The 22117-nt window shown below is 66.5% G+C and carries 17 protein-coding genes and 1 other RNA gene; 2 read left to right on the top strand and 16 right to left on the bottom strand.

Annotated features, from left to right (window positions below; translation table 11 throughout):
* From E4L96_RS13015 to E4L96_RS12940, 16 genes are all read right to left on the bottom strand, one after another.
* Complete coding sequence (locus E4L96_RS13015; protein ID WP_135207655.1) at positions 1-822, bottom strand: cell division protein FtsQ/DivIB; 822 nt, start codon at positions 820-822, stop codon at positions 1-3.
* 11 nt (positions 823-833) lie between these two features.
* Complete coding sequence (locus E4L96_RS13010; RefSeq protein ID WP_135207654.1) at positions 834-1796, bottom strand: D-alanine--D-alanine ligase; 963 nt, start codon at positions 1794-1796, stop codon at positions 834-836.
* A gap of 5 nt (positions 1797-1801) precedes the next feature.
* Complete coding sequence (gene murC / locus E4L96_RS13005; RefSeq protein ID WP_135207653.1) at positions 1802-3193, bottom strand: UDP-N-acetylmuramate--L-alanine ligase; 1392 nt, start codon at positions 3191-3193, stop codon at positions 1802-1804.
* Positions 3190-4284 (bottom strand): undecaprenyldiphospho-muramoylpentapeptide beta-N-acetylglucosaminyltransferase, encoded by a 1095-nt coding sequence (gene murG, locus E4L96_RS13000; protein WP_135207652.1) that lies wholly within the window; start codon positions 4282-4284, stop codon positions 3190-3192. Before murG ends, murC begins: the two co-directional genes overlap by 4 nt.
* Positions 4281-5492 carry a putative lipid II flippase FtsW gene (ftsW, locus tag E4L96_RS12995; protein ID WP_135207651.1) on the bottom strand — a complete coding sequence of 404 codons (1212 nt, stop codon included), beginning with the start codon at positions 5490-5492 and terminating at the stop codon, positions 4281-4283. The genes murG and ftsW overlap by 4 nt, the downstream gene beginning before the upstream one ends.
* Positions 5492-6994: a UDP-N-acetylmuramoyl-L-alanine--D-glutamate ligase gene (gene murD / locus E4L96_RS12990; RefSeq protein WP_135207650.1), complete on the bottom strand. Its 1503-nt coding sequence runs from the start codon at positions 6992-6994 to the stop codon at positions 5492-5494. Before murD ends, ftsW begins: the two co-directional genes overlap by 1 nt.
* Before the next feature lie 4 nt (positions 6995-6998).
* Positions 6999-8168 carry a phospho-N-acetylmuramoyl-pentapeptide-transferase gene (mraY, locus tag E4L96_RS12985; protein ID WP_135207649.1) on the bottom strand — a complete coding sequence of 390 codons (1170 nt, stop codon included), beginning with the start codon at positions 8166-8168 and terminating at the stop codon, positions 6999-7001.
* Between the two features lie 5 nt (positions 8169-8173).
* Complete coding sequence (locus E4L96_RS12980) at positions 8174-9562, bottom strand: UDP-N-acetylmuramoyl-tripeptide--D-alanyl-D-alanine ligase (protein ID WP_135207648.1); 1389 nt, start codon at positions 9560-9562, stop codon at positions 8174-8176.
* Positions 9562-11103 (bottom strand): UDP-N-acetylmuramoyl-L-alanyl-D-glutamate--2,6-diaminopimelate ligase, encoded by a 1542-nt coding sequence (locus E4L96_RS12975; protein WP_370660744.1) that lies wholly within the window; start codon positions 11101-11103, stop codon positions 9562-9564. Before E4L96_RS12975 ends, E4L96_RS12980 begins: the two co-directional genes overlap by 1 nt.
* Positions 11103-12854: a peptidoglycan D,D-transpeptidase FtsI family protein gene (locus E4L96_RS12970; protein WP_135207647.1), complete on the bottom strand. Its 1752-nt coding sequence runs from the start codon at positions 12852-12854 to the stop codon at positions 11103-11105. The genes E4L96_RS12975 and E4L96_RS12970 overlap by 1 nt, the downstream gene beginning before the upstream one ends.
* The gene (gene ftsL / locus E4L96_RS12965) at positions 12851-13123 is read right to left on the bottom strand and encodes a cell division protein FtsL (protein WP_135207646.1); all 273 of its coding nucleotides are present in this window, start codon (positions 13121-13123) and stop codon (positions 12851-12853) included. The genes E4L96_RS12970 and ftsL overlap by 4 nt, the downstream gene beginning before the upstream one ends.
* The gene (gene rsmH, locus E4L96_RS12960) at positions 13120-14094 is read right to left on the bottom strand and encodes a 16S rRNA (cytosine(1402)-N(4))-methyltransferase RsmH (protein WP_135207645.1); all 975 of its coding nucleotides are present in this window, start codon (positions 14092-14094) and stop codon (positions 13120-13122) included. The genes ftsL and rsmH overlap by 4 nt, the downstream gene beginning before the upstream one ends.
* A gap of 11 nt (positions 14095-14105) precedes the next feature.
* Positions 14106-14534 carry a division/cell wall cluster transcriptional repressor MraZ gene (gene mraZ, locus E4L96_RS12955; protein ID WP_135207644.1) on the bottom strand — a complete coding sequence of 143 codons (429 nt, stop codon included), beginning with the start codon at positions 14532-14534 and terminating at the stop codon, positions 14106-14108.
* Between the two features lie 367 nt (positions 14535-14901).
* Positions 14902-16392 carry a glycerol kinase GlpK gene (gene glpK, locus E4L96_RS12950; RefSeq protein ID WP_135207688.1) on the bottom strand — a complete coding sequence of 497 codons (1491 nt, stop codon included), beginning with the start codon at positions 16390-16392 and terminating at the stop codon, positions 14902-14904.
* A gap of 24 nt (positions 16393-16416) precedes the next feature.
* An RNA gene (rnpB, locus tag E4L96_RS12945) (RNase P RNA component class A) lies at positions 16417-16758 on the bottom strand.
* A gap of 65 nt (positions 16759-16823) precedes the next feature.
* The gene (locus tag E4L96_RS12940; protein WP_135207643.1) at positions 16824-18344 is read right to left on the bottom strand and encodes a M48 family metallopeptidase; all 1521 of its coding nucleotides are present in this window, start codon (positions 18342-18344) and stop codon (positions 16824-16826) included.
* A gap of 139 nt (positions 18345-18483) precedes the next feature.
* On the opposite strand from E4L96_RS12940, the gene E4L96_RS12935 reads away from it, so the two are divergent.
* Together E4L96_RS12935 and E4L96_RS12930 are read left to right on the top strand one after the other, a co-directional pair.
* The gene (locus E4L96_RS12935) at positions 18484-20181 is read left to right on the top strand and encodes a thiamine pyrophosphate-binding protein (protein WP_135207642.1); all 1698 of its coding nucleotides are present in this window, start codon (positions 18484-18486) and stop codon (positions 20179-20181) included.
* Positions 20182-20411: 230 nt separating this feature from the next.
* Positions 20412-21329 (top strand): MerR family transcriptional regulator, encoded by a 918-nt coding sequence (locus E4L96_RS12930; protein ID WP_229414450.1) that lies wholly within the window; start codon positions 20412-20414, stop codon positions 21327-21329.
* The last annotated feature ends 788 nt before the right edge of the window (positions 21330-22117 follow it).

The raw sequence follows: 22117 nt of genomic DNA, 5'->3' as shown, positions 1-22117 counted from the left end.
TTAGATGTGCTTTGTGGTTTTGGACGGTTTTGCCGGTTTCTTTGCGACGGCCCGCACCGGCTTGGCGGGGTCCTGAATCTTCATCCCTTCCGCGAACATCGCCAGGCCGTTCTGGTAGCGCATGTCCACGGTGTCGATTTTCGGTGTCATCTGGGTCAGCTGCGGGTACACCTGCACCAGGCGGTCCACGCGGTCCTTCAAGGTGCGGCCATCCTGCTCGCGGCCCAGCGCCACGCTCATGCCGTTATCGAAGCGGACCGTCCACGCATAACGCTTGGACAGGTCGACCGCCTCTGGCGTCAGCTTGAGCGGCGCGAACCACTGGCGCAGGTCGGCGTAGCGCGCCATCACTTCCTTCTCGCTGCCTTCCGGGCCCGAGAACTCGGGCAGCGCGTGGTCTTCGTCCGCCTCGGCTTCGGCCAGGTTGGCGGTGAACACGTCGCCCTTCTTGGACAGCAGCTTGCCCTCTTCGCCCCAGGTACCCAGGGCCTCGTGCTCCTCGATCGCGACGATCAGCTGGTTGGGCCACTCGCGGCGCACGGAGGCGCGGCGCACCCAGGGGACGGATTCGAACGAGGCGCGCACCTGTTCGAGATTGGTGGTGAAGAAATTGCCCTTCCACTTCCCAACCACGCCTTCGCGCAGGGTCAGCACGTTCACATGCTTGAGGTCCGCGTTGTCGATCCCTTCCACGGTGATGCCGGTCAGCGTGAACATCGGCCGCTGCGCGACCCACCAGGTGCCGCCAGCCACGCACGCGAGCAGCGACAACCCCATGAGGGTGTTCGCAGTCGCGTTGAGGAGCCGGACGTCATGCCACATCGTCTTTGCCTTCAGCCTTTGCTCAGTTTCAGGGACGCCGAGCGCAGGATCTCCACGCACAGCGCTTCGTAGCTCATGCCGGTCGCGCGCGCCGCCATCGGCACCAGCGAGTGGCCGGTCATGCCGGGGGACGTGTTCACCTCCAGCAGGAACGGTTCGTTGTCCGCGGACCGCAGCAGCACATCAACGCGCGCCCAGCCCTCACAGCCGACAGCGTTGTAGGCATCCACCGCAATTTTCTGGATGCGGGCGGTCAGCGCGGTATCGACCGGTGCCGGGCAATGGTACTGGGTATCGTCGGTGAAGTACTTGTTGTTGTAGTCGTAGTTCCCGGCCGGGGCCACGATCTCCACGATCGGCAGCGCGCGCGCCTGCTTGCCCTTGCCCAGGATGGTCACGGTCAGCTCGCGGCCCGCGATGAACTGCTCGGCGAGGATGGTGTCGTCGTACTTGGCCGAATCGGCGTAGGCGGCCTGCAGGTCTTCGGCTCTTTCCACCTTGGTGATGCCGATCGACGAGCCTTCGTGCGGCGCCTTGACCACCAGCGGCAGGCCGAGTGCGGCCAGGACCGGCTGCAGATCGTCGCCCTGCTCGATGGTCACGTACTTGGCAGTTGGCAGGCCGCGCGCGAGCCACATGTTCTTGCTCGCGATCTTGTCCATGCCGATCGCCGATGCGGCCACGCCGCTGCCGGTGTACGGAATTCCCAGCTGCTCCAGGGCGCCCTGCAGGCTGCCGTCCTCGCCGAAGCGGCCGTGCAGCGCGATGAAGACGCGGTCGAACTTTTCAGCGGCCAGGTCGGCCAGGGTGCGCTCGGCCGGGTCGAATGCATGCGCATCGATGCCCTGGCTCTTGAGCGCATTGAGCACGCCGGTGCCGGACATGATCGACACTTCGCGCTCGGCGGAGCGGCCGCCAAAGAGCACGCCGACCTTGCCCAGCGCCTTGGCTTCTTCAGGAGAGATAACGCTCACGATGTTCAAGCCTTATCGAAACTGGTCAGTTTGGCGGGCACGCCACTGATCGAGCCCGCGCCCATGGTGAGGACCACGTCGCCGTCGCGCACCACGTTCATGATGGTCTGCGGCATATCGGCAATGGCCTCGACAAAGACAGGTTCCACGCGGCCCGCGGCGCGCATGGCATGCGCCAGCGCGCGGCCGTCCGCGGCGATGATCGGCTGTTCGCCGGCGGCGTAGACTTCGCCCAGCACCAGTGCGTCCGGCGCGGAGAGCACGCGTGCGAAGTCTTCGAACAGGTCGCGCGTGCGGGTGTAGCGGTGCGGCTGGAAGGCCAGCAACAGGCGGCGGCCCGGATAGGCGGCGCGCGCGGCGGCCAGCGTGACTTCGATCTCCACCGGGTGGTGGCCGAAGTCGTCGACCAGGGTGAAAGTGGCGCCGGAGGGCGCGGTCACCTCGCCGTAGCGAGTAAAGCGGCGGCCCACGCCGGTGAAACCTGCGAGGCCTTGCTGCGTCGCGCTGTCCTCGATGCCGATCTCGCGGGCGATGGCGATCGCCGAGCAGGCATTCAGCACGTTGTGCATGCCCGGCTGGTTCAGCACGAATTCGGTGTCCGGGTAGCCCTCCTGGCGCACCGAGAAATGCATCTGGATGCCTTCCGCGCGGGCATTGAAGGCGCGCACCTGGGCATCGGCCGCGAAGCCGTAGGTCGTCACCGGCTTGGTCACGTGCGGAAGAATCGCGCGCACGTGCTCGTCGTCGATGCACAGCATGGCGCGGCCATAGAACGGCAGGCGGTGCGTGAAGTGGACGAAGGCCATCTTGAGCTTTTCGAAATCGTGCTCGTAGGTGTCCATGTGGTCCGCGTCGATATTGGTGATCACCTCGATCATCGGAGCCAGGTTGAGGAAGGACGCATCCGATTCGTCGGCTTCGGCCACGATGTAGTCGCCGGAGCCCAGCTTGGCGTTGGCGCCTGCGGAGTTCAGGCGGCCGCCGATCACGAAGGTCGGATCGAGCCCGCCCTGCGCCAGCACCGAGGCCACCAGCGAGGTGGTGGTGGTCTTGCCGTGCGTGCCCGCGATGGCGATGCCGCGCTTCAGGCGCATCAGCTCACCGAGCATCACCGCGCGCGGGACGATCGGGACGTTCTTCGCACGTGCGGCCTGCACTTCCGGGTTGCCTTCGTTGACGGCGGTGGAGGTCACCACGGCATCGGCCTCGCCGATGTTGTCGGCGGCGTGGCCCTGCATCACGGTGATGCCCAGGTCCGCCAGGCGCTGCGTGGTCGCATTGCTGCCCAGGTCCGAGCCGGACACGTTGTAGCCCAGGTTGTGCAGCACTTCGGCGATGCCGCTCATGCCGCTGCCACCGATGCCGACGAAGTGAATGTTCTTTACCTTGTGCTTCATTGTGTTTTTTCTTTCCCCGATCCCTCGGCGAGTTGTTCGAGCACGTTGGCAATGGCTTCGTTGGCGTCGCGGCGGCCTACGGCCTGCGCGGCGATCGCCATCGCACGACATTGCTCACGCGTGAGCGCTTGCAGGGTCTGCGCCAGCGCGTGCGCGTTGAGCGCCTGCTGCGGCAGGTGCAGCGCCGCCTTTTGCTGTTCCATCCACTGCGCGTTGTCGCGCTGGTGCGAGGTGGTCGAGGCTACGAACGGGACCAGGATGCTGGCCACGCCCGCAGCGGTGAGTTCGGACACGGTGATGGCGCCCGCGCGGCAGATCACGATGTCCGCGCGCTCGTATTCACCAGCCATGTCGTCGATGAAGTCCAGCACCGTCGCCTGCACGCCTGCCTGCGCGTACGCGGCGCGCAATGCGTCGATGTTCTTCTTGCCCGACTGGTGGGTCACGACCGGGCGTACCTCCGCCGGGATCAGCGCCAGCGCCGCCGGTACCGCGTCGTTCAGGGCTTTGGCTCCAAGGCTGCCCCCGACCACCAGGATGCGCAGCGGCCCGCTGCGGTCGTCGAAACGGGTCTGCGGCGGTTCCACGGCCAGGATCTCGCTGCGTACCGGGTTGCCGGTGACGACCGCCTTGTCCTTGGCCACGCCAAAATCGGCCGGGAAGCCAAACAGCACGCGCTGCGCGTGCGGTGCCAGCGTTTTGTTCGACAGGAGCAGCGCCGCATCCGCGTTCACGAGCGCGAGCGGCTTGCCGCGCCAGCGCGCCATCATCCCGCCCGGAACGGTCACGTAGCCGCCCATGCCCAGCACCACATCGGGTTGGCGCTTGCCGATGTAGCCCAGGCAGGTGAAAAAGCTGCGTACCAGCTTGAACGCGCCGGAGATCGTGTGGCCCAAGCCCTTGCCACGCATACCCGAGAATTCAATCGCATCCATCGGAATGCCGTGCTTCGGCACGATGTCCTGCTCCATGCCATGCGCGGTGCCGAGCCACGACACGTCCCAGCCGCGCTGGCGCATCGTTTGCGCGATCGCGATGCCGGGGAAGATGTGGCCACCGGTGCCCGCTGCCATGATCATCAGGCGCTTCATACCGAGCCTCCCCGCATCTTCACGCGGTTCTCGTAGTCGACCCGCAGCAGGATCGCCAGGCCGATGCCGTTGACAACCACGCCGGTGCCGCCATAGCTCATGAGTGGCAGCGTCAGGCCCTTGGTGGGCAGCAGGCCGGTGTTCACGCCCATGTTGATGAAGGTCTGGATACCGATCCAGATGCCGATGCCTTTCGCGACCAGACCATTGAAGGTCAGGTCCAGCGCGATCGCCTGGCGACCGATGTCAAAGGCGCGCTTCACGATCCAGTAGAACAGCGCGATCGTGACCAGTACGCCCACCAGCCCCAGTTCTTCGCCGATCACGGCCAGGAGGAAGTCGGTGTGCGCCTCCGGCAGGTAGTGCAGCTTTTCCAGGCTGCCGCCCAGGCCCACGCCAAAGATCTCGCCGCGCCCGAAGGCAATCAGCGAGTGCGTGAGCTGGTAAGCCTTGTTCATCGCGTTCTCTTCCTGCCACGGGTCGAGGTAGGCGAACAGACGCTCGCGGCGGAATTTGGAGAAGGCGATGATGGTCGAGAACACCATCACCAGCACGCCGCCGATGCCGCCAAACCAGACGGCGTTGAAGCCGCCCAGGAACAGGATGCCCATGGCGATGCAGGTGATCACGCCGAAGGCGCCCAGGTCCGGCTCCATCAGCAGCAGGAAGCCCACGCAGCCGACGGCAGCGGCCATCGGCATGAAGCCCTTGGTCAGCTTGTGCATGTACTGCTGCTTGCGGACCGTGAAGTCGGCGGCGTACAGCACGATCACGATCTTCATCAGCTCCGAGGGCTGGAGGCCGAACACGCGCAGGTTGATCCAGCGGCGGCCGCCCTTGACCACCAGGCCGATGCCGGGGATGAGCACGAGGAACAGCAGGAACAGCGTGGCCAGGAACAGGAGCGGCGCCATTTTCTGCCAGGTCTCCATGCGCACCTTGAAGGTCATGAAACCGACAAAGATCGCGAAGACCACGAAGAACACCTGGCGCTGCAGGAAGTAGGTGCTGGTATAGCCCGCGAAGCGCGGCGAATCGGCCAGCGCGATCGAGGCGGAATACACCATCACCACGCCGAACAGCATGAGGATGATCGCCACCCAGACCAGCGGCTGGTCGTATTCCATCATCAGCGACGGGCGCGCGCGCGTGGCGATCGTGGCGTCGGCCGATGAACCGGAGAACTTGAAGGGCATCTGGAAGGCCATCAGAGCTCCTGCCCTTTCTCGAGCGCGATCTCACGGACAGCTTCCACGAACACCTGCGCGCGGTGCGCGTAATTGGTGAACATGTCCAGGCTGGCGCAGGCGGGCGACAGCAGCACGGCATCGCCGGCTTGTGCGGCTTCTTTCGCGCGCTGCACGGCGTCCGGCAGCGTGGCGCAGTCGATCAGCTCAACGCCAGTGCCCTGCAGGGCGGCGCGGATGGCAGGGGCGTCGCGGCCGATCAGGGCCACCGCGCGCACGTAGCGGCTCACGGGTTCGGCGAGCGGGTCGAACTCCTGGCCCTTGCCGTCGCCACCGGCGATCAGCACGATCTTCTGGTTCGCGTTGAACGACTTGCCCAGGCCCTGCAGCGCGGCCACGGTGGCGCCCACGTTGGTGCCTTTCGAATCGTCGTAGTACTCGACATCGTCGATGGCCGCGACCAGTTCCACGCGGTGCGGCTCGCCCTGGTATTCCCGCAGGCCATGCAGCAGCTGCACCATCGGCAGGCCGATGGCGCGGCACAGGGCCAGCGCCGCCAGCGCGTTGGAAGCGTTGTGCAGGCCACGGATGCGCAGCGCGTCGGACGGCATCAGGTGCTTGAGCGTGACTTCGACCGGCGGCGGCGGCTCGTTCTTCTTGCGCTTCTTCGGTGCCTCGTCGTCGGCGCCGACGGCTTCCACCAGCCAGGTCACGCCGCGCTCGAACACCAGGCCGTAGGTCTCCGGCAGAGTGGGTTCGTCGGTGCCGAAGGTGACGCTGCCCGCGGTCGCGCCGAAGGCCATCTGCATCACGGTCGGATCGTCGCGGTTGAGGATGCGGATGGTGTCCGCGCCGAAGATGCGCTCCTTATCGGCGGCGTAAGCGTGCATGCTGCCGTGCCAGTCCAAATGGTCCTGCGTGATGTTGAGGACCGTGGCGGCGTCCGGGTTCAGCGAATAGGTCGAGTGCAGCTGGAAGCTGGACAGTTCCAGCACCCAGGCCGCCGGCAGCGCGTTGGCGTCCAGCGCCTCGCGCAGCACATCCAGCGCGGCGGGGCTGATATTACCCGCGACCTTGGTGCTCAAGCCCGCGCGGCGGCACAGCAGGCCAGTGAGGCTGGTGACCGTGGTCTTGCCATTGGTGCCGGTAATAGCCAGCACTTTGGGCGTGTAGTGCTCGTGCTCTTTCAAGTGCGCCAGCGCCTGGGCGAACAGCTCGATCTCGCCCCACACCGGGATGCTGCGCTCCTGCGCCGCCGGGTTGATGAGGGCCAGCTCGCGCGTCGGCGCCAGGCCCGGGCTCACGGCCACGAAGTCGATGCCGCCGTCCAGCAGATGTGGACCAAACTCGCCATGCACGAACTCCGCCGACGCCACCGCGGTGCGCAGCGCGTCCAGGCGCGCGGGCGCTTCCCGCGTGTCGGCCAAGCGCACGCGCGCGCCGCAGCGGTGCAGCCACTGCGCCATCGCGAGCCCGGATTCTCCGAGCCCCAGCACGAGTACGTGTTTGCCTGTGTAGTTCATTCGCTTAGCGCAGTTTCAGGGTCGACAAGCCAACGAGGATCAGCATCATGGTCACGATCCAGAAGCGGACCACGACCTGGGTTTCTTTCCAGCCCTTCTGTTCGAAGTGGTGGTGCAGCGGCGCCATGAGGAACACGCGGCGCCCGGTGCCGTACCGCTTCTTCGTATATTTGAACCAGCTGACCTGGATGATCACGGACAGCGTCTCGGCGACGAAGATGCCGCCCATGATGAACAGGACGATCTCCTGGCGCACGATCACGGCGATGGTGCCGAGCGCCCCGCCCAGTGCCAGCGCGCCGACGTCGCCCATGAACACCTGGGCCGGATGCGCGTTAAACCACAGGAAGGCCAGGCCCGCGCCGGCCATGGCGCCGCAGAAGATCAGCAGCTCGCCCGCGCCGGGGATGTGCGGGATGAACAGGTACTTCGAGTACGTGGCCGAACCGGTGAGGTAGGCGAAGATACCGAGCGCGGAGCCGACCATCACGGTCGGCATGATCGCCAGGCCGTCCAGGCCATCGGTGAAGTTGACGGCGTTCGAGGAACCGACGATCACGCAGTAGGTCAGTGCGATGAAGCCCCACACGCCCAGCGGATAGCTGATGGTCTTGAAGAACGGGACGATCAGGTCGGCTTTGGGCGGCAGGTTCATCGCGAAGCCGGACTGGATCCACTGGAAGATCAGTTCCGCCACTTCGCGTGGCGTGGCCGCGGACACCGAGAACGCGAGGTAGAACGCAGCGGCGATGCCGACCAGCGACATCCAGAAGTACTTCTCGGCCGAGCGCATGCCTTCCGGGTCCTTGTAGACCACCTTGCGGTAGTCGTCCACCCAACCCACCGCGCCGAAACCGGCGGTCACCACCAGCACGGGCCAGATCAGGCGGTTCGAGAAGTTCATCCACAGCAGCGTGGAGATTCCGATACCGATCAGCACCAGCACCCCGCCCATGGTGGGCGTGCCGTGCTTCTTCAGGTGCGTCTCCGGACCGTAGGCGCGCACGGCCTGGCCGACCTTCATGCGGGTCAGGTAGGCGATCACGCGCGGGCCGCACACGAGGCCGATGACCAGCGCGGTGATCATCGCCGCCATCGCGCGGAAGGTGATGTAGTTGAAGACCCGGAGTGGTCCGAGGTCTTGCTGGAAGTACTGTGCGAGCCAGAGCAGCATGTTATTTAGTGGGCATCCTTGCCGGTGTGTTGAAGTCCAATCAGGTGCGAGACCACGCGCTCCATCTTCATGAAGCGCGAGCCTTTTACCAGCACAGTTGCGTCAGATTTGCTGCCCAGTCTTGAATCCAGTGCTGCCAATAATTCGTCGAACTGCTCAAAGTGCACCGCGCCCGAGCCGGTGAGGTGGCGCGCCAGCTCCCCGGTTGCGTACACGGTGTCGATGCCACGGGCGGCGGCGTAGTCGCCCACCTCCTTGTGGAATTCAGGGCCCTGGTCGCCCACCTCGCCCATGTCGCCCAGCACCAGGATGCGCGGAGCGGGAGCCTGCGCCAGCACGTCGATGGCGGCGCGGACCGAATCCGGATTCGCGTTGTAGCTGTCGTCGATGACGGTGGCGCCGCTGGTCGCGGTCTTGCGCTGCAGGCGGCCGCTCACGGGGGCGAAGGCTGCCAGCCCGCGCTGGATGGCGTCGATGCCGATGCCAGCGGCCAGGCCGCAGGCGATGGCGGCGAGCGCGTTGCGCACGTTGTGCAGGCCGAAGGCGTTGAGCGTCACGTCGAAGGACGCAGGCTGCGCACCGCGCACCGTCACATGCAGCGTGCCGCCAGAATATGCAACCAAATGGTTGCATGTTACGGTCGCGCTGTCGTCGAAGCCGAAAGTGATGACCTGGCGCTGGCCGCGCTGTTCGGCGAGTTCGCGCCAGATCGGCGTGTACTCATCGTCGCTCGGGAACACGGCGGTGCCGTTGTTGGGCAGGCCCGCGATCACCGAGCCGTTTTCGCGCGCCACGGCTTCCACGGTGTGCATGAATTCCTGGTGCTCGCGCTGCGCGTTGTTCACCAGCGCCACAGTCGGCGCGGCGATCGCGGTCAGGCGCGCGATCTCGCCGGGGTGGTTCATGCCGAGTTCCACCACCGCGGACTTGTGGTGCGGCTCGAGGCGCATCACGGTCAGCGGCACGCCGATCTCGTTGTTGAGGTTTCCGGTCGTGGCGAGGCGGTCGTTTTCGCCATGCGCCGCGGCGAGGATGGAAGCGATCATCTCCTTGACCGTGGTCTTGCCATTGCTGCCGGTGACACCGATCAGCGGGATCTGGTATTTGCTGCGCCACCAGTTGGCGATCTGGCCCAGCGCCACCAGCGTGTCCGGCACGATGATGGCCGGGAGGTTCACGCCCTCCGGCAGATGAGTGACCACGACCGCGGCCACGCCGCGCTGTGCCACCTGCAGCAGGAAGTCGTGCGCATCGAAGTTCTCGCCCTTGAGCGCGACGAACAGCGAGCCCGCAGGCGCGCTGCGGCTGTCGGTCGAGACGCCATCGAATGCCACGTTCTGCGTCATCCGGGCGCCGGCGAGCGACGCGATCATGTGTGCGAGGGAGCCGTGCATCAGTGTGGTCTCAACATGGTGGCCCGGGCGGCCAGCGCCAGCGCGGCGTGGTCGGCGTCGGAGAACGGAAGCTTCTTGCCCTTGATTTCCTGGTAGGGCTCGTGGCCCTTCCCGGCCAGCAGGATGACATCCTGCTTCGCGGCCTGGCGCACAGCATGCAGGATGGCGGCGGCACGGTCCTCGATGGCCTGGAACGATGAGTTCTCAGCCTGCGGATCCATGCCTGCGACGATCTGCTCGATGATGCTGTTGGGGTCTTCGCTACGCGGATTGTCGCTGGTGACCAGCACATGCTGCGCGATCTGCGCGATGCGGCCCATCTGCGGGCGCTTGCCCGGATCGCGGTCGCCGCCGCAGCCGAACACGCACCACAGTTCCCCGGCACGGTCCTTGGCCACCTGGCGCAGCGTGACGAGAGTCTTCTCCAGCGCGTCCGGGGTGTGCGCGTAGTCGATGACGACCATCGGCGCATCCTGCCCGCCCACCTGCTGCATGCGGCCGGGCGCGGGCACCAGCGCTTCGATGGCGTCGATCGCCTCGTCCAGCGCCATGCCCTTGGCCAGCAGCGCGCCCATCACGGCCAGCGCATTGCTGATATTGAAGTTGCCGACCAGCTGGGTCTTGACCGTGGCCTGGCCGCGCGGCGACTGCAGCTGGAATTCCGTGCCCGCGTGGCGGCTGCGGAACTGCGCCGCGCGCAGGGTCCAGACACCGTCCAGGTCCGGCTGCACGGATACATCATGCAGCGTGTAGCCGATCACCTGCACCTGCGGGCGCGTGGCGCGCAGATGCTCGACGAAGCGCACGCCCGCCGGATCGTCCAGGTTCAGCACCGCGGTCTTGAGGCCCGGCCAGTCGAACAGCTGGCGCTTCGCGGCTTCGTAGCTCTCCATGTCGCCATGGAAGTCCAGGTGGTCGTGCGTGAGATTGGTGAAGATGGCGACGTCGAAATGCATGCCCAGAGCGCGGCCCTGCACCAAACCAATCGACGAGACCTCGATGGCGAGCGACTTGGCCCCCGCATCGCGTACCTCGGCCAGCTTTTGCGCCAGCAGCACCGCATCCGGCGTGGTGTAGCCGGTAACGTCGAACTCCACCTCGCCTGCGCCGCGGAACATGCCCACGCCCAGCGTACCGATGACCGCCGCCGGCGCGCCGCCGCGGGACAGGGCCTGGCCGAGCCAGACCGCGCACGAGGTCTTGCCGTTGGTGCCGGTGACGCCGACGGTGAACATGCCGCTGTCCGGCATGCCCTGGCAGACGTGCGCGATCGGGCCGGCGTTCTTCTTCAATTCAAGCACGGCCAGGTGCGGCACGGTCCACTCGGTGTTCCACGCGTAGCCACGCTCCTCGTACACCACCGCGGCGGCGCCGGATTCGATGGCCTTCTCGATGAACGCGCGCCCGTCGCCCGCATCGCCCGGGTAGGCGAAGAACACGTCCCCGCGCTGAATGCGGCGCGAGTCCGAGGCCAGTGCGCCGCGCGGGGCCTGCTCGCGGATCCAGGCGCAGATCTGGTCGATGTTCATGGGTGCGGCCATCAGAACGCCTCCTCGTTCGAGTTGGCGGGGATGATGATGTTGGTGACGCTGGAATCCGGCGGCACGTTGGCCGCGCGCAGCGCGTTCGCCGCCAGCAGCGCGAAGGTCGGCGCGGCCACGCCGCCGCCCGTGTGGATCGGGCCGATCGGATCGTCCACCATCACCGCGATCACGAAGCGGGGGTTCGACATCGGCACGATGCCAGCGAAGGAGCCGATGTAATGCGATTGCGAATAGCGGCCGTTGATGACCTTCTGCGCAGTGCCGGTCTTGCCGCCCACGCGGTAGCCGGGCACCTGGGCCTGCGGCGCGGTGCCTTCCGGGCTCACCACGGTTTCCAGCATGGCGCGCATCTGGGCCGCGGTCTTGGGCGAGATGACCTGGGTGCCCTGCGGCTTCTCGTCCACCTTGAGGAAGGACAGCGGGATCATGTCGCCATCGCGCGCATAGATCATGTAGGACCGCGCCAGCTGCACCAGCGACACCGAGATGCCCTGTCCGAACGCCATGTTGGCCTGCTCGATCGGGCGCCACGATTTGAAGGGCCGCACCCGGCCGGCGACCGCCCCGGGGAAGCCGATCTTGGGCTGCTGGCCGAAGCCGACCTTGGTGAACATCTCCCACATATCCTGCGACGGCATCGGCAGCGAAATCTTGGCCATGCCCACGTTCGAGGACTTCTGGATGATCTGCGCAACCGTCAGCAGGCCATGCGCATGCGAGTCGCGCACGGTCTTGTCGCCGATGACGATGCGGCCGGGCGCCGTGTCGTACACCGTGTCCGGCGTGACGCGGCCCTTGTCCAGCGCCAGCGCCACGGTCAGCGGCTTGAGGGTGGAACCCGGTTCGAAGGTATCGGTCAGCACGCGGTTGCGCAGCTGCTCGCCGGTCAGCTTGGAGCGGTCGTTCGGGTTGTACGAAGGCCAGTTGGCCAGCGCCAGGATCTCGCCTGTGTGCACGTCCAGCACGATGGCGCCGCCGGCCTTCGCGTGGTACTTCTCGACCGCCTCCTTCACCTGCGTAAAAGCGATGTACTGCAGCTTGGAGTCCAGCGCCAGCGTCACGTCCTTGCCGTCGTGCGGTTCCTTGATGGAGCCGATGTCCTCCACGATGCGGCCCAGGCGGTCGCGGATCACGCGGCGGCTGCCCGGCTGGCCCGCCAGCACCTTCTGCATCGACAGCTCGATCGATTCCTGGCCCTTGTCTTCCACGTTGGTGAAGCCGACCACGTGGGTCGCGACTTCGCCCTGCGGGTAGAAGCGCTTGTATTCCTTGCGGGTCTCGATGCCGTCGATGTCCAGTTCCTCGACCTTCTTGGCGATCTCCGGCTCGACCTGGCGGCGCAGGTAGGTGGTGCGGACCGACTCCAGCTTCTTGGCCAGTTCCTCGTCCGTCATCTCCAGCAGCTTGGCCAGTTCCTTCAGCTTTTCCGGCGCGGCCTTGCGCGCGTCTTCCGGGAACGCCAGCACGGCCTTCACCGGCGTGGACGAGGCCAGCACCTGGCCGTTGCGGTCGAGGATCTTGCCGCGCACCGCGGGCAGGTCCTGGGTGAAGGCGTAGCGCGCCTCGCCCTGCTTCTGCAGGAAGTGGTCGGTCACGGCGCCCAGCCAGATGGCGCGCCCTGCCAGCGCGGCAAAGGCCACGAACAGCACGAACAGCACGACGCGCGAACGCCAGTTCGGCAGGCGCACCGCCAGCACGGGGCTCTTGGAGAAGGCGACGCCTTTGGAAGCCGCGACCCGCGCTTTCATGGCTGGCCTTTCGTCAGATACTGGGTGCGCTGGGGCGTCAGCGGCACCATGTTGAGCTGCGTGCGCGCGATCTCCTCGATGCGCGCGTTCTTGCCGAGCGTCGACTGGTCCAGCTGGAGCTGGGCCCATTCGACGTCGAGCTTCTTGGTCTCCGACTTGGAGCGTTCCAGTTCAATGAACAGGTGGCGCGCCTTGTACTGCGCGTTCACCAGCGACAGCGCGCAAGCCACCAGCAGCAGGCAGAGGATCGCATTGATCTTGGCCGTCATTGCAGGGCTCCCGAAGCTGCGGACAGGCGCTGGGCCACGCGCATCACCGCCGAGCGGGCGCGCGGATTGGCCTCGACTTCTTCATCCGAGGGCTTCATCTTGGAGATCAGCTTCATCTCCGGCTGCGGCAGATCGGCCGCCTTGATCGGCAGGCGCCGGTCCGGCTGCGGGGCCTTGGCCTTGGCGGCCAGGAACTGCTTGACCATGCGGTCTTCCAGCGAGTGGAAGGAGATGATCGCCAGGCGCGCCCCGGGAGCGAGCATCGCGTAAGCCGCGTCTAGACCCGCTTCGAGGTCTTCAAGCTCCCGATTGATGAAAATCCGGATAGCTTGAAAGGTCCGTGTGGCCGGATCCTTGCCCTTCTCGCGTGTCTTGACCGCGCCTGCCACGATACCGGCAAGCTGTCGTGTGCCACGAATTGGTTCGACTGCCCGGCCAGCAACAATCGCCTTTGCAATCTGAAAAGCAAACCGTTCTTCCCCATAATCGCGAATCACCTTTTCCAGTTGTTGTTCGGAGGCCGTAGCCAGCCATTCCGCAGCGGAGATGCCGCGAGTGGTATCCATGCGCATGTCCAGCGGGCCGTCCTGGCGGAAGGAGAAGCCGCGCTCCGCGTCGTCCACCTGGGGCGAGGAGATGCCGAGATCGAGGAGGATGCCGTCCACCTGCCCCGCGTGCACGCCACGCTCGCCGAGCGCTTCGCGCATGGTGGCAAACGAGTCATGCACGATCTCGAAGCGGGTGTCGGCGATCTGCTGGGCGGTGGCGATGGCCTGCGGGTCCTTGTCGAAGGCATACAGGCGCGCCTTGGCGCCGAGCTTCGACAGGATCAGGCGCGAATGGCCGCCGCGGCCAAAGGTGCCGTCGATGTAGATGCCGTCGGCGCGCGGACCGGTGAGGTCGAGCGCGTCCACGGCTTCGTCTAATAGGACTGTCCGATGCTGGAAGCCAGCCATCGCGGGGGTGGTCATCGCGCGTCCTCTTAGAAAGAAAAATCGGAGAGGACTTCGGGCATGCCGCCCGCAACGGCGTCGGCTTCGTCTTCGGCCAGCTTGGCGGAGTCCCACAGTTCGAAGTGGGAGCCCATGCCGAGCAGCGTGACGTCCTTGGCCAGGCCGGCGGCGGCACGCAGTTCGGGCGAGATCAGGATGCGGCCTGCCGAATCGCATTCGACGTCGCAGGCGTTACCGAGGAAGATGCGCTGCCAGGCGCGCGCCGACATCGGCCATTTGGCGATCTGTTCGCGGTGCTGCTCCCACACCGGGCGGGGGAACAGCAGCAGGCAACCGTGGGGATGTTTCGTGAGCGTGAGGCGTCCTTCGCACTGGACTTGCAGTGCGTCGCGATGCTTGGAAGGGATACTCATCCTTCCTTTGGCATCGAGATTGATGGCGGATGCGCCTTGAAACACGATTTTTGGACCTTGGCCGAGGTGATTGTACGTACAGTGAAGCGATGTTGGCGCTGGGACTTCCTCCCACAATCCACCACTTTTTCACACGTCCGCCCACTTTAAGGGAACCCATCGGCAGGGTCAAGCGTTTTTGCCCGGGAAAAACACAAAAATTTTCAATGAAACCAAGGACTTAGCACACTTTTTGTGAAGTGAGCGCTCAAGAAAATGTGCTGTAAAATTAGGTACTTACGAAAGAGACTGAAAGTGCTACCTCATGTGTACACATGGGTTTTGCGCTCCGAGGGCGATCACTGGAGGGGAAAGAAAAGCTGACTCGAAGACAACAGCGTGGTGCGGAGGCAACTCGGCCGTCTGCGGCTGCCTATGCGTGTGCCGCCCATCCGGTGGAACGTTCCACCGCGCGCGCCCAGCGGGCCATGCGCTCGGCGCGTTCGTCGTCCGCCATACGGGGTTCGAAGCGGCGCTCGGCCTGCCATTGCGCGGCGATTTCCTCGCGCGAGCGCCAGAAGCCGACCGCCAGACCGGCGAGATAGGCCGCGCCGAGGGCGGTGGTTTCGGTCACGCGCGGGCGCACCACCGGCACGCCCAGCAGGTCGGCCTGGAACTGCATCAGCGTGTCGTTGCGGGCCGCGCCGCCATCGGCCCGCATTTCCGTCACGGGGCAGGCGGCATCGCGCCGCATGGCGTCCAGCAGCTCCGCGCTTTGATAGGCGATGGCCTCCACCGCGGCGCGCGCGATGTGGCCCTTGGTGGTCCCGCGCGTCATGCCGACCAGGGTGCCGCGCGCGTACGGGTCCCAGTGCGGCGCGCCAAGGCCCGCGAAGGCCGGGACCATATACACACCTCCATTGTCCGGCACCGACAGCGCCAGCGCTTCCACGTCCGCCGACTGCTGGATGATGCCCAGGCCATCGCGCAGCCACTGCACGGTGGCGCCGCCCATGAAGACCGAGCCTTCCAGCAGATAGTCGGTGCGCCCATTAATCTTCCAGCCGACCGTGGACAGGAGACGATTGGTCGACGCCACCGGCTGCGCGCCCGCGTGCATCAGCATGAAGCATCCGGTGCCATAGGTGTTCTTCACCATGCCCTGCCGGTGGCAGGCCTGCCCGAAGGTCGCGGCCTGCTGATCGCCGGCGATGCCGGTCAGCGGGATCGGGTGGCCGAACAAATGTGCGTGCGTGAGACCCACCTCCTCGCTCGATGCCACCACCTCGGGCAGCACCGTGTCCGGGATGCCGAACAGGTCCAGCAGCTCGCCATCCCAGCGCAGCAGGTGGATATTAAAGAGCATGGTGCGCGAGGCGTTGGACACGTCGGTGACGTGGCGCCCGGTGAGCTTGAAGGCGAGCCAGCTGTCCACGGTGCCGAAGCACAGCTCACCCTTTTCGGCCCGCGCGCGGGCGCCGGGCACGTGCTCCAGCAGCCAGGCGAGCTTGGTGGCGGAGAAGTAGGCATCGAGTTCAAGACCCGTATTGGCCTGGATGCGCGGCGCCTTGCCCGCGGCGCGCAAGGCATCGCAGGCCTCGGCGGTGCGGCGGTCCTGCCAGACGATGGCTGGGGCCACGGGGACACCGGTCGCGCGATCCCACAGCACTGTGGTCTCGCGCTGGTTGGCGATGCCGATGGCCGCGACCTGGGACGCGTCCACATGCGCGTCCTTGAGGACCTGGCGCGCCACGCGCAGCTGGCTGCTCCAGATGTCCAGCGGGTCGTGCTCGACCCAGCCGGGCTGCGGAAAGTGCTGGGGATACTCCTCCTGCGCCATGCCGGCCGGCTGGCCCTGGAGGTCGAACAGGATGGCGCGCGAGCTGGTGGTGCCCTGGTCGAGGGCGAGCACATAGCGTGTCATCGTCATCCCATCCCGTTGAGAAGAAAGTGAAGCAAGCCGATAGGCCGGATTCTGTTACGGCGTCCGCCTTGCGGCATCCGCTATGACAGCCATTCCTCTAGGCGCCGGATTGCTCAGGCGCTCAAGCTCCCTACCCGCACGCTCGGCGAGCCACCTCATCGCGTGCCTATTTGGGATTGCTCCAGGTGGAGGTTACCGCGTTTCACCGTAACTTAATACGCTCGTCTCTGTGGCCCTGTTCCTCGCCTTATACCTCTTGCGAGGCTTTCGGCGGACGGCCGTTAACCGTCACCCTGCTCTATGGAGTCCGGACCTTCCTCCCGCCATCGCATTGCTGCTCTGGCCAGCGGCTGTCTGGCTTGCATCGGCGCGCATTGTACCGCGTGGGGACGGGGCGCCGCAAACCGCGGCGGGCTGCGGGGCCTGCGGCGTCAGGCGGTGGCGGTGGCGGCGAATCGCTCGAACCACTCCTGCGCAGCGTCCTGGCCCTCCTTCTCCATCAGGTACTCGCAGCCGGAGCGCACGCAGGCTTCGGCGAGGGTGCGGTCCTTGCGGGCCGCTTCTTCCAGGTAGTCGAGGCCACGGCGCGCACCTTCATCGAGCAGGATGCGGCCGTAGGCATAGGATGCGCGCGGGAACGGGCCGCCCGGCTGGCGCATCAGGTGTTCGAGGATTGGCTTGGCCGCCTTGGCGCCGTCGAACTCCCAGGTGAGGTACGCGAACTCCTGCAGGTCCATCAACGGGACGCTGGTCAACGGCACCGCGTTCAGCTCCATGAGGCGGGCCTTGGAGCGGGTGACGTACTTGCAGCGCTCTTCCCACGACGGGCGCTCTTCCTTCCACCAGTCCTGGTCGAACTCCGCGATGAGAGCGGCGGTGGCGTTCGCGCCCAGGAAGGCGTCGGCCCCGGTCACCGAGGGCACGGAGGGCAGCTGGGGCGCGATGTCGGCGGCGTCCACGCGCTCGCGCAGGGACGGATGGGTGTCCACGAGGCCCGCCTTGCGCTCCCACTCCTCGGCCAGGCGCTCGGAGGTGCACCACTCGTCGTGGCAGGCCTTGAAGGCGGTGCGCATCGACGCATACGGCATGAAGGCGGGCCGCATCGCCCGCTCGGCTTCTTCATAGATGCGCGACCAGTAGCGCTCCCCGACCCAGCGTCCCAGCAGCTGCGAGCGCACCAGGCCACCGGCATGTGCGGCCGGCCCGGCCACCTCGATGGCGGCGCGGTCGGCCTCGTACTCGTTCTGGCGCGAGAGGACGAAGGTGTAGGCGTTGTGGATCGGCGCGTACCAGCCGAGCAGGCGGGCGAGGATGCGGTCGGACCATTCGGGTTCGCTGGTCTCCGTGACCTGCGCGTGAAGGGCGCCCAGCGTGTGGCGCTGGCGGTAGATGAAGGCCGAGAATTTACTGTGGTTCCCGCACAGGTGGCCGTATTCGTGCGCGATCACGGCCAGCATTTCGTTGGGCGCCATCCCGAGCAGGAAAGGGAGGCCGAGAATCAGGTAGTTGGTGTGGCCGCCCGCGAGACCGAAGCGCGGGTGCTGCACGATGGCCGCGTTGAAGTCGCGGTCGATCAGCACGTGGTCGATCTTCGGGCCCTTCAATTTGGCGCGCAGCTTGTCGAGGGTCTCGAACAGGCGCGGGGCCTCGGCGCGCGTGATGGCGCGCCCGGTGGGCGGCTTGAAACGCATGAACAGCACGCGCAGCACCACGATGTAGAGCGGGATCGCGACGGCCAGGCCGATCGCCCCGAGCTTAACCAGCGCCCACGCGTGGCCCTGGAAGAAGGTCCAGCACAGATACAGATAGGTCGCCAGCGCGGCCATGAGGCCAAACAGGACGAGATAGGCCGCCACGGAAATCAGCGCGACCTTGGTGCGGAAGGCGCGCGGGCTGATGGTGGCGTCCACCTCCAGGCGGCGCACCAGCTTTTCGAAATCGTCTTCTTTCATGGTGGCAACATTATCAAAGCCCTCATTCGAGGGCAACAGTTCCGTGAAGAATTTGGAAAAAGCGTGTCGTTATTTCAAAAGCCGGTGCCTGGGCGGCTGGCTAGAATGGCGGATCACTTGATCCCTGAGGTAGAACGAAATGACGCATCCGCTCCGCTCCGGTGGCCAGATTTTGGTCGACGCACTCAAGGTCCACGGCGTGGACACCGCTTTCGGCGTGCCGGGCGAGAGCTACCTGGATGTGCTGGATGCGCTGCACGATTCGGGGATCCGCTTCATCATCAACCGCCAGGAAGGCGGCGCTGCGTTCATGGCCGAGGCCTACGGCAAGTTGACCGGCCAGCCGGGCATCTGCTTCGTCACGCGCGGACCGGGGGCGACCAATGCGTCCATCGGCGTGCACACGGCACACCAGGATTCGACGCCGATGATTCTCTTCATCGGCCAGGTCGGCGGGGACTTCGTGGAGCGCGAGGCGTTCCAGGAGATCGACTACCGCCGCATGTACGGGCAGATGGCCAAGTGGGTCGCGCAGATCGACCGCGCGGACCGCATCCCTGAATATATTGCGCATGCCTTCCAGGTCGCGACCAGCGGGCGTCCGGGCCCGGTGGTGCTGGCCCTGCCGGAGGACATGCTGGTGGACCGCGCGGCGGTTGCCGATACCCGGCGCTATCAGGCGGTGCAGGCATCTCCGTCGGCGGCGCAGATGGCGGAGCTGCGGTCCATGCTCGCTGCTTCTTCGCGCCCCATCGTCCTGCTGGGCGGCGGCACGTGGAATGAACAGGCCTGCGCGGACCTGCGCCGTTTTGCCGAGGCCAATGCGCTGCCGGTCGGCTGCACCTTCCGCTTCCAGGACCTGCTGGACAACGACCACCCCAACTACGTGGGCGATGTCGGCATCGGCATCAACCCGAAACTCGCTGCACGCGTGAAGAACGCGGACCTGGTGATCGCCATCGGCCCGCGCCTGGGGGAGATGACCACCAGCGGCTACTCGCTGCTGGATGCGCCGGTGCCGAAGCAGAAGCTGGTGCACATTCATACGGACGCGGTGGAGCTGGGCCGCGTCTACCAGGCCGATTTGATGATCGCGTCCGGCGCACCGCAGGCCTGCGCGATGCTGGCGGCGATGGAGCCGGTGGATGCTTCCGCGTGGCGCTCGGCAGTCGTGGAAGCGCGGGCGGAACTGGCCGCGTGGCAGGAACAGCCGCCGATCTTCAAGGACGGCAGCGCGCCGCTGGACCTGTGGCAGGTGGTGCAGGAGCTGATGCGGGCCGTCCCGCATGACACCATCATCACCAACGGCGCCGGCAACTACGCCACCTGGGCGCACCGCTTTTACCGCTACGGCGGCATGCGCACCCAGCTCGCCCCGACCAGCGGCGCGATGGGCTACAGCGTGCCGTCCGGCGTCGCCGCCAAGATCGTGCACCCCGAGCGCACCGTGGTGACCTTCGCGGGCGACGGCGAATACCTGATGAACGGACAGGAGCTGGCGACGGCGGTGCAGTACAAGGCCGGCGTGGTGATCATCGTCTTCAACAACTCGATGTTCGGCACCATCCGCATGCACCAGGAGAAAACCTATCCCGGCCGCGTCTCCGGCACGACTTTGGCGAACCCCGACTTTGCCGCCCTGGCGCGCGCGTTTGGCGCCCACGGCGAGATGGTCGAAACGACCGCCAATTTCGCCCCCGCCTTGGCGCGCGCCTTGGCGCACACCCGCGACGCCTCCCTCCCCGCCCTGATCGAACTGCGCTACGACGGCAACCTGATCACCCCCAACGCCACGCTCGACGCCCTCCGCGCCGCCGCCCAGGCCGCCACCAAATAATCCCCCGCAAGCGGAACCCCTCCCCCGCTTGCGCCCCCTCAACCGGGGTCAGGCCTCGCCGTTTCCGCCCGGGGCCTGACCCCGGGGGGTGTGAATATCCCATTTTCCGAATGAAGCCAGCTGTGGATAACTGGCTGGGGTCTGACCCCAAGGGGGAAGCGGTGCCTGACCCCAGGGGGTTTTGTACTGGACAAAATGGGAAAGCGGTAGAATTGCGTTCCATGAAGGATATGGACCAACTGACAATCAGCGACGTGGAGCGCGAGTGCGCGATCGCGAAGGAGACGCTGCGCGTGTGGGAGCGGCGTTATGACTTTCCGAAGCCGCAGCGCGACCCGCACGGGGAGCGCATTTATTCGCGCGAGGACGTGGAGCGTCTGCGGCTGGTGAAACGGCTGCTCGACCACGGCTACCGGCCGGGGAAGATCATGCATCACCCGACCAGCGAACTGGCGGAGATGGCGGCCAAGTTCGCGCCCGCAGCGCCCCCGCCGCCCGAGAATCTGGCGGAACTCATCGGCTTCATCGAGCTGCTCAAGGCGCATCGGATTCCGGAGTTGAGGCAGCGCCTTGGCCACGCGGTCGAGGCGCGCGGGTTGCGGGCGTTTGTGCTCGACGTCGCGGCGCCGCTGGCGCGCATGGTGGGCGATGCGTGGGAGGCCGGGGACATCGCGGTCTTCGAGGAGCACCTGTTTGCGGAGGCGCTGGAGTCGGTGCTGCATGCGGCCATCGCCGCTGCGGCGGCACGGGCGGCCCATGCGGCACCCTCGCCGCGCGTGCTGCTGACCACTGTGCCAGTCGAGCGCCATGGCATCGGGCTGCTGATGGCGGAGGCGCTCCTGGTGCTCGAAGGCGCGCACGTGCTTTCGCTCGGCGTGCAGACGCCGCTCGCGGAAATCGTGGCGGCCGTGCGCTCCCAGCGTGCGGACGTGGTGGGGCTGTCGTTTTCCCTGTCCACTTCCGTGCGCGCGACCGTCGAAAACGTGACGGAACTGCGCCAACGGCTCGGCGACGCGGTCGAAGTCTGGGCCGGCGGCGCGTCGGCGGCGGCGGCCCGGCGCCATCTCGCGGGCGTGCACGTGGTGGGACTGGACGATATCGCGGGCTGCGTGGCGATCTGGCGCGCACGGCACCAGGCGGCGGGCTGACGGTGTTGCTGAGGCTTCGGGCACTGCTCCGGGGCCTCGGGCGCGCGGACCGCTCTGGTAAAATACCGCGATTCAGAGTGCCCCGCTGTGCCGGGGCGCGTCCCGCAGGACCTCCCACTTTCGCTCATGTTTAGCTTCTTTAAGAAAAAAAAGGCAGAACCCGAGAGCCAGGTGCCCACACAGGTTGAGCCTTCCGCTCCCGCTGCTGAAGCACCCCTCGCTCCTTCCCCAGAACCTGAAAAGCGCGGCTTCATGTCGTCGATCACCGCGTTCTTCCGCGGCGAGACGGCGGACGAGCAGCCCGCGGCTCCCGCCGTGGAGCCTGCGCGCGAAACGGTGAGCGACGCAGGGGATCGCGGCGCACCGGTTGCCCCGCAACCCGCACTGCAGGCGCCCGTCGCGCCGCAGGCTCCGTCCGCAACGCAGGCGCCCGTCGCGCAGCCCGCCTCCGCTACGCCGGCAGAGCGCGAGATCGCCGAGCCATACACCGCCGTCCCGCCATCCGCCGCACCAGCTCCGGCCACGCCGGCCGACACGCCCTTTGTGGCGCCGCAGCCGAAAGCCAGTGAGCCTGCGGCTTCGGTATCGCAGACTCCGACGATTATCGCGCCAGCGCCAGCCCCCGCCCCCGCGGCATCCTCTCCGGCCGTAGCCCCGGCACCGACTCCTGCCGCATACACGCCGCCCACCGCTGCCCCGGCGTCCGCTCCCGTGGCACCGGCACCGACGGCACCTGTCGCCGCGCCAGCGCCTGTTCACCCCACGCCGGCACCTGCCGCGCCAGCGCC

Source organism: Zemynaea arenosa (genome assembly GCF_004614185.1).
In the GTDB taxonomy this organism is placed as follows: domain Bacteria; phylum Pseudomonadota; class Gammaproteobacteria; order Burkholderiales; family Burkholderiaceae_D; genus Telluria; species Telluria arenosa.
The sequence above is the reverse complement of the archived record's forward strand: the minus strand, read 5'-3'. Positions and strand labels throughout refer to the sequence as shown.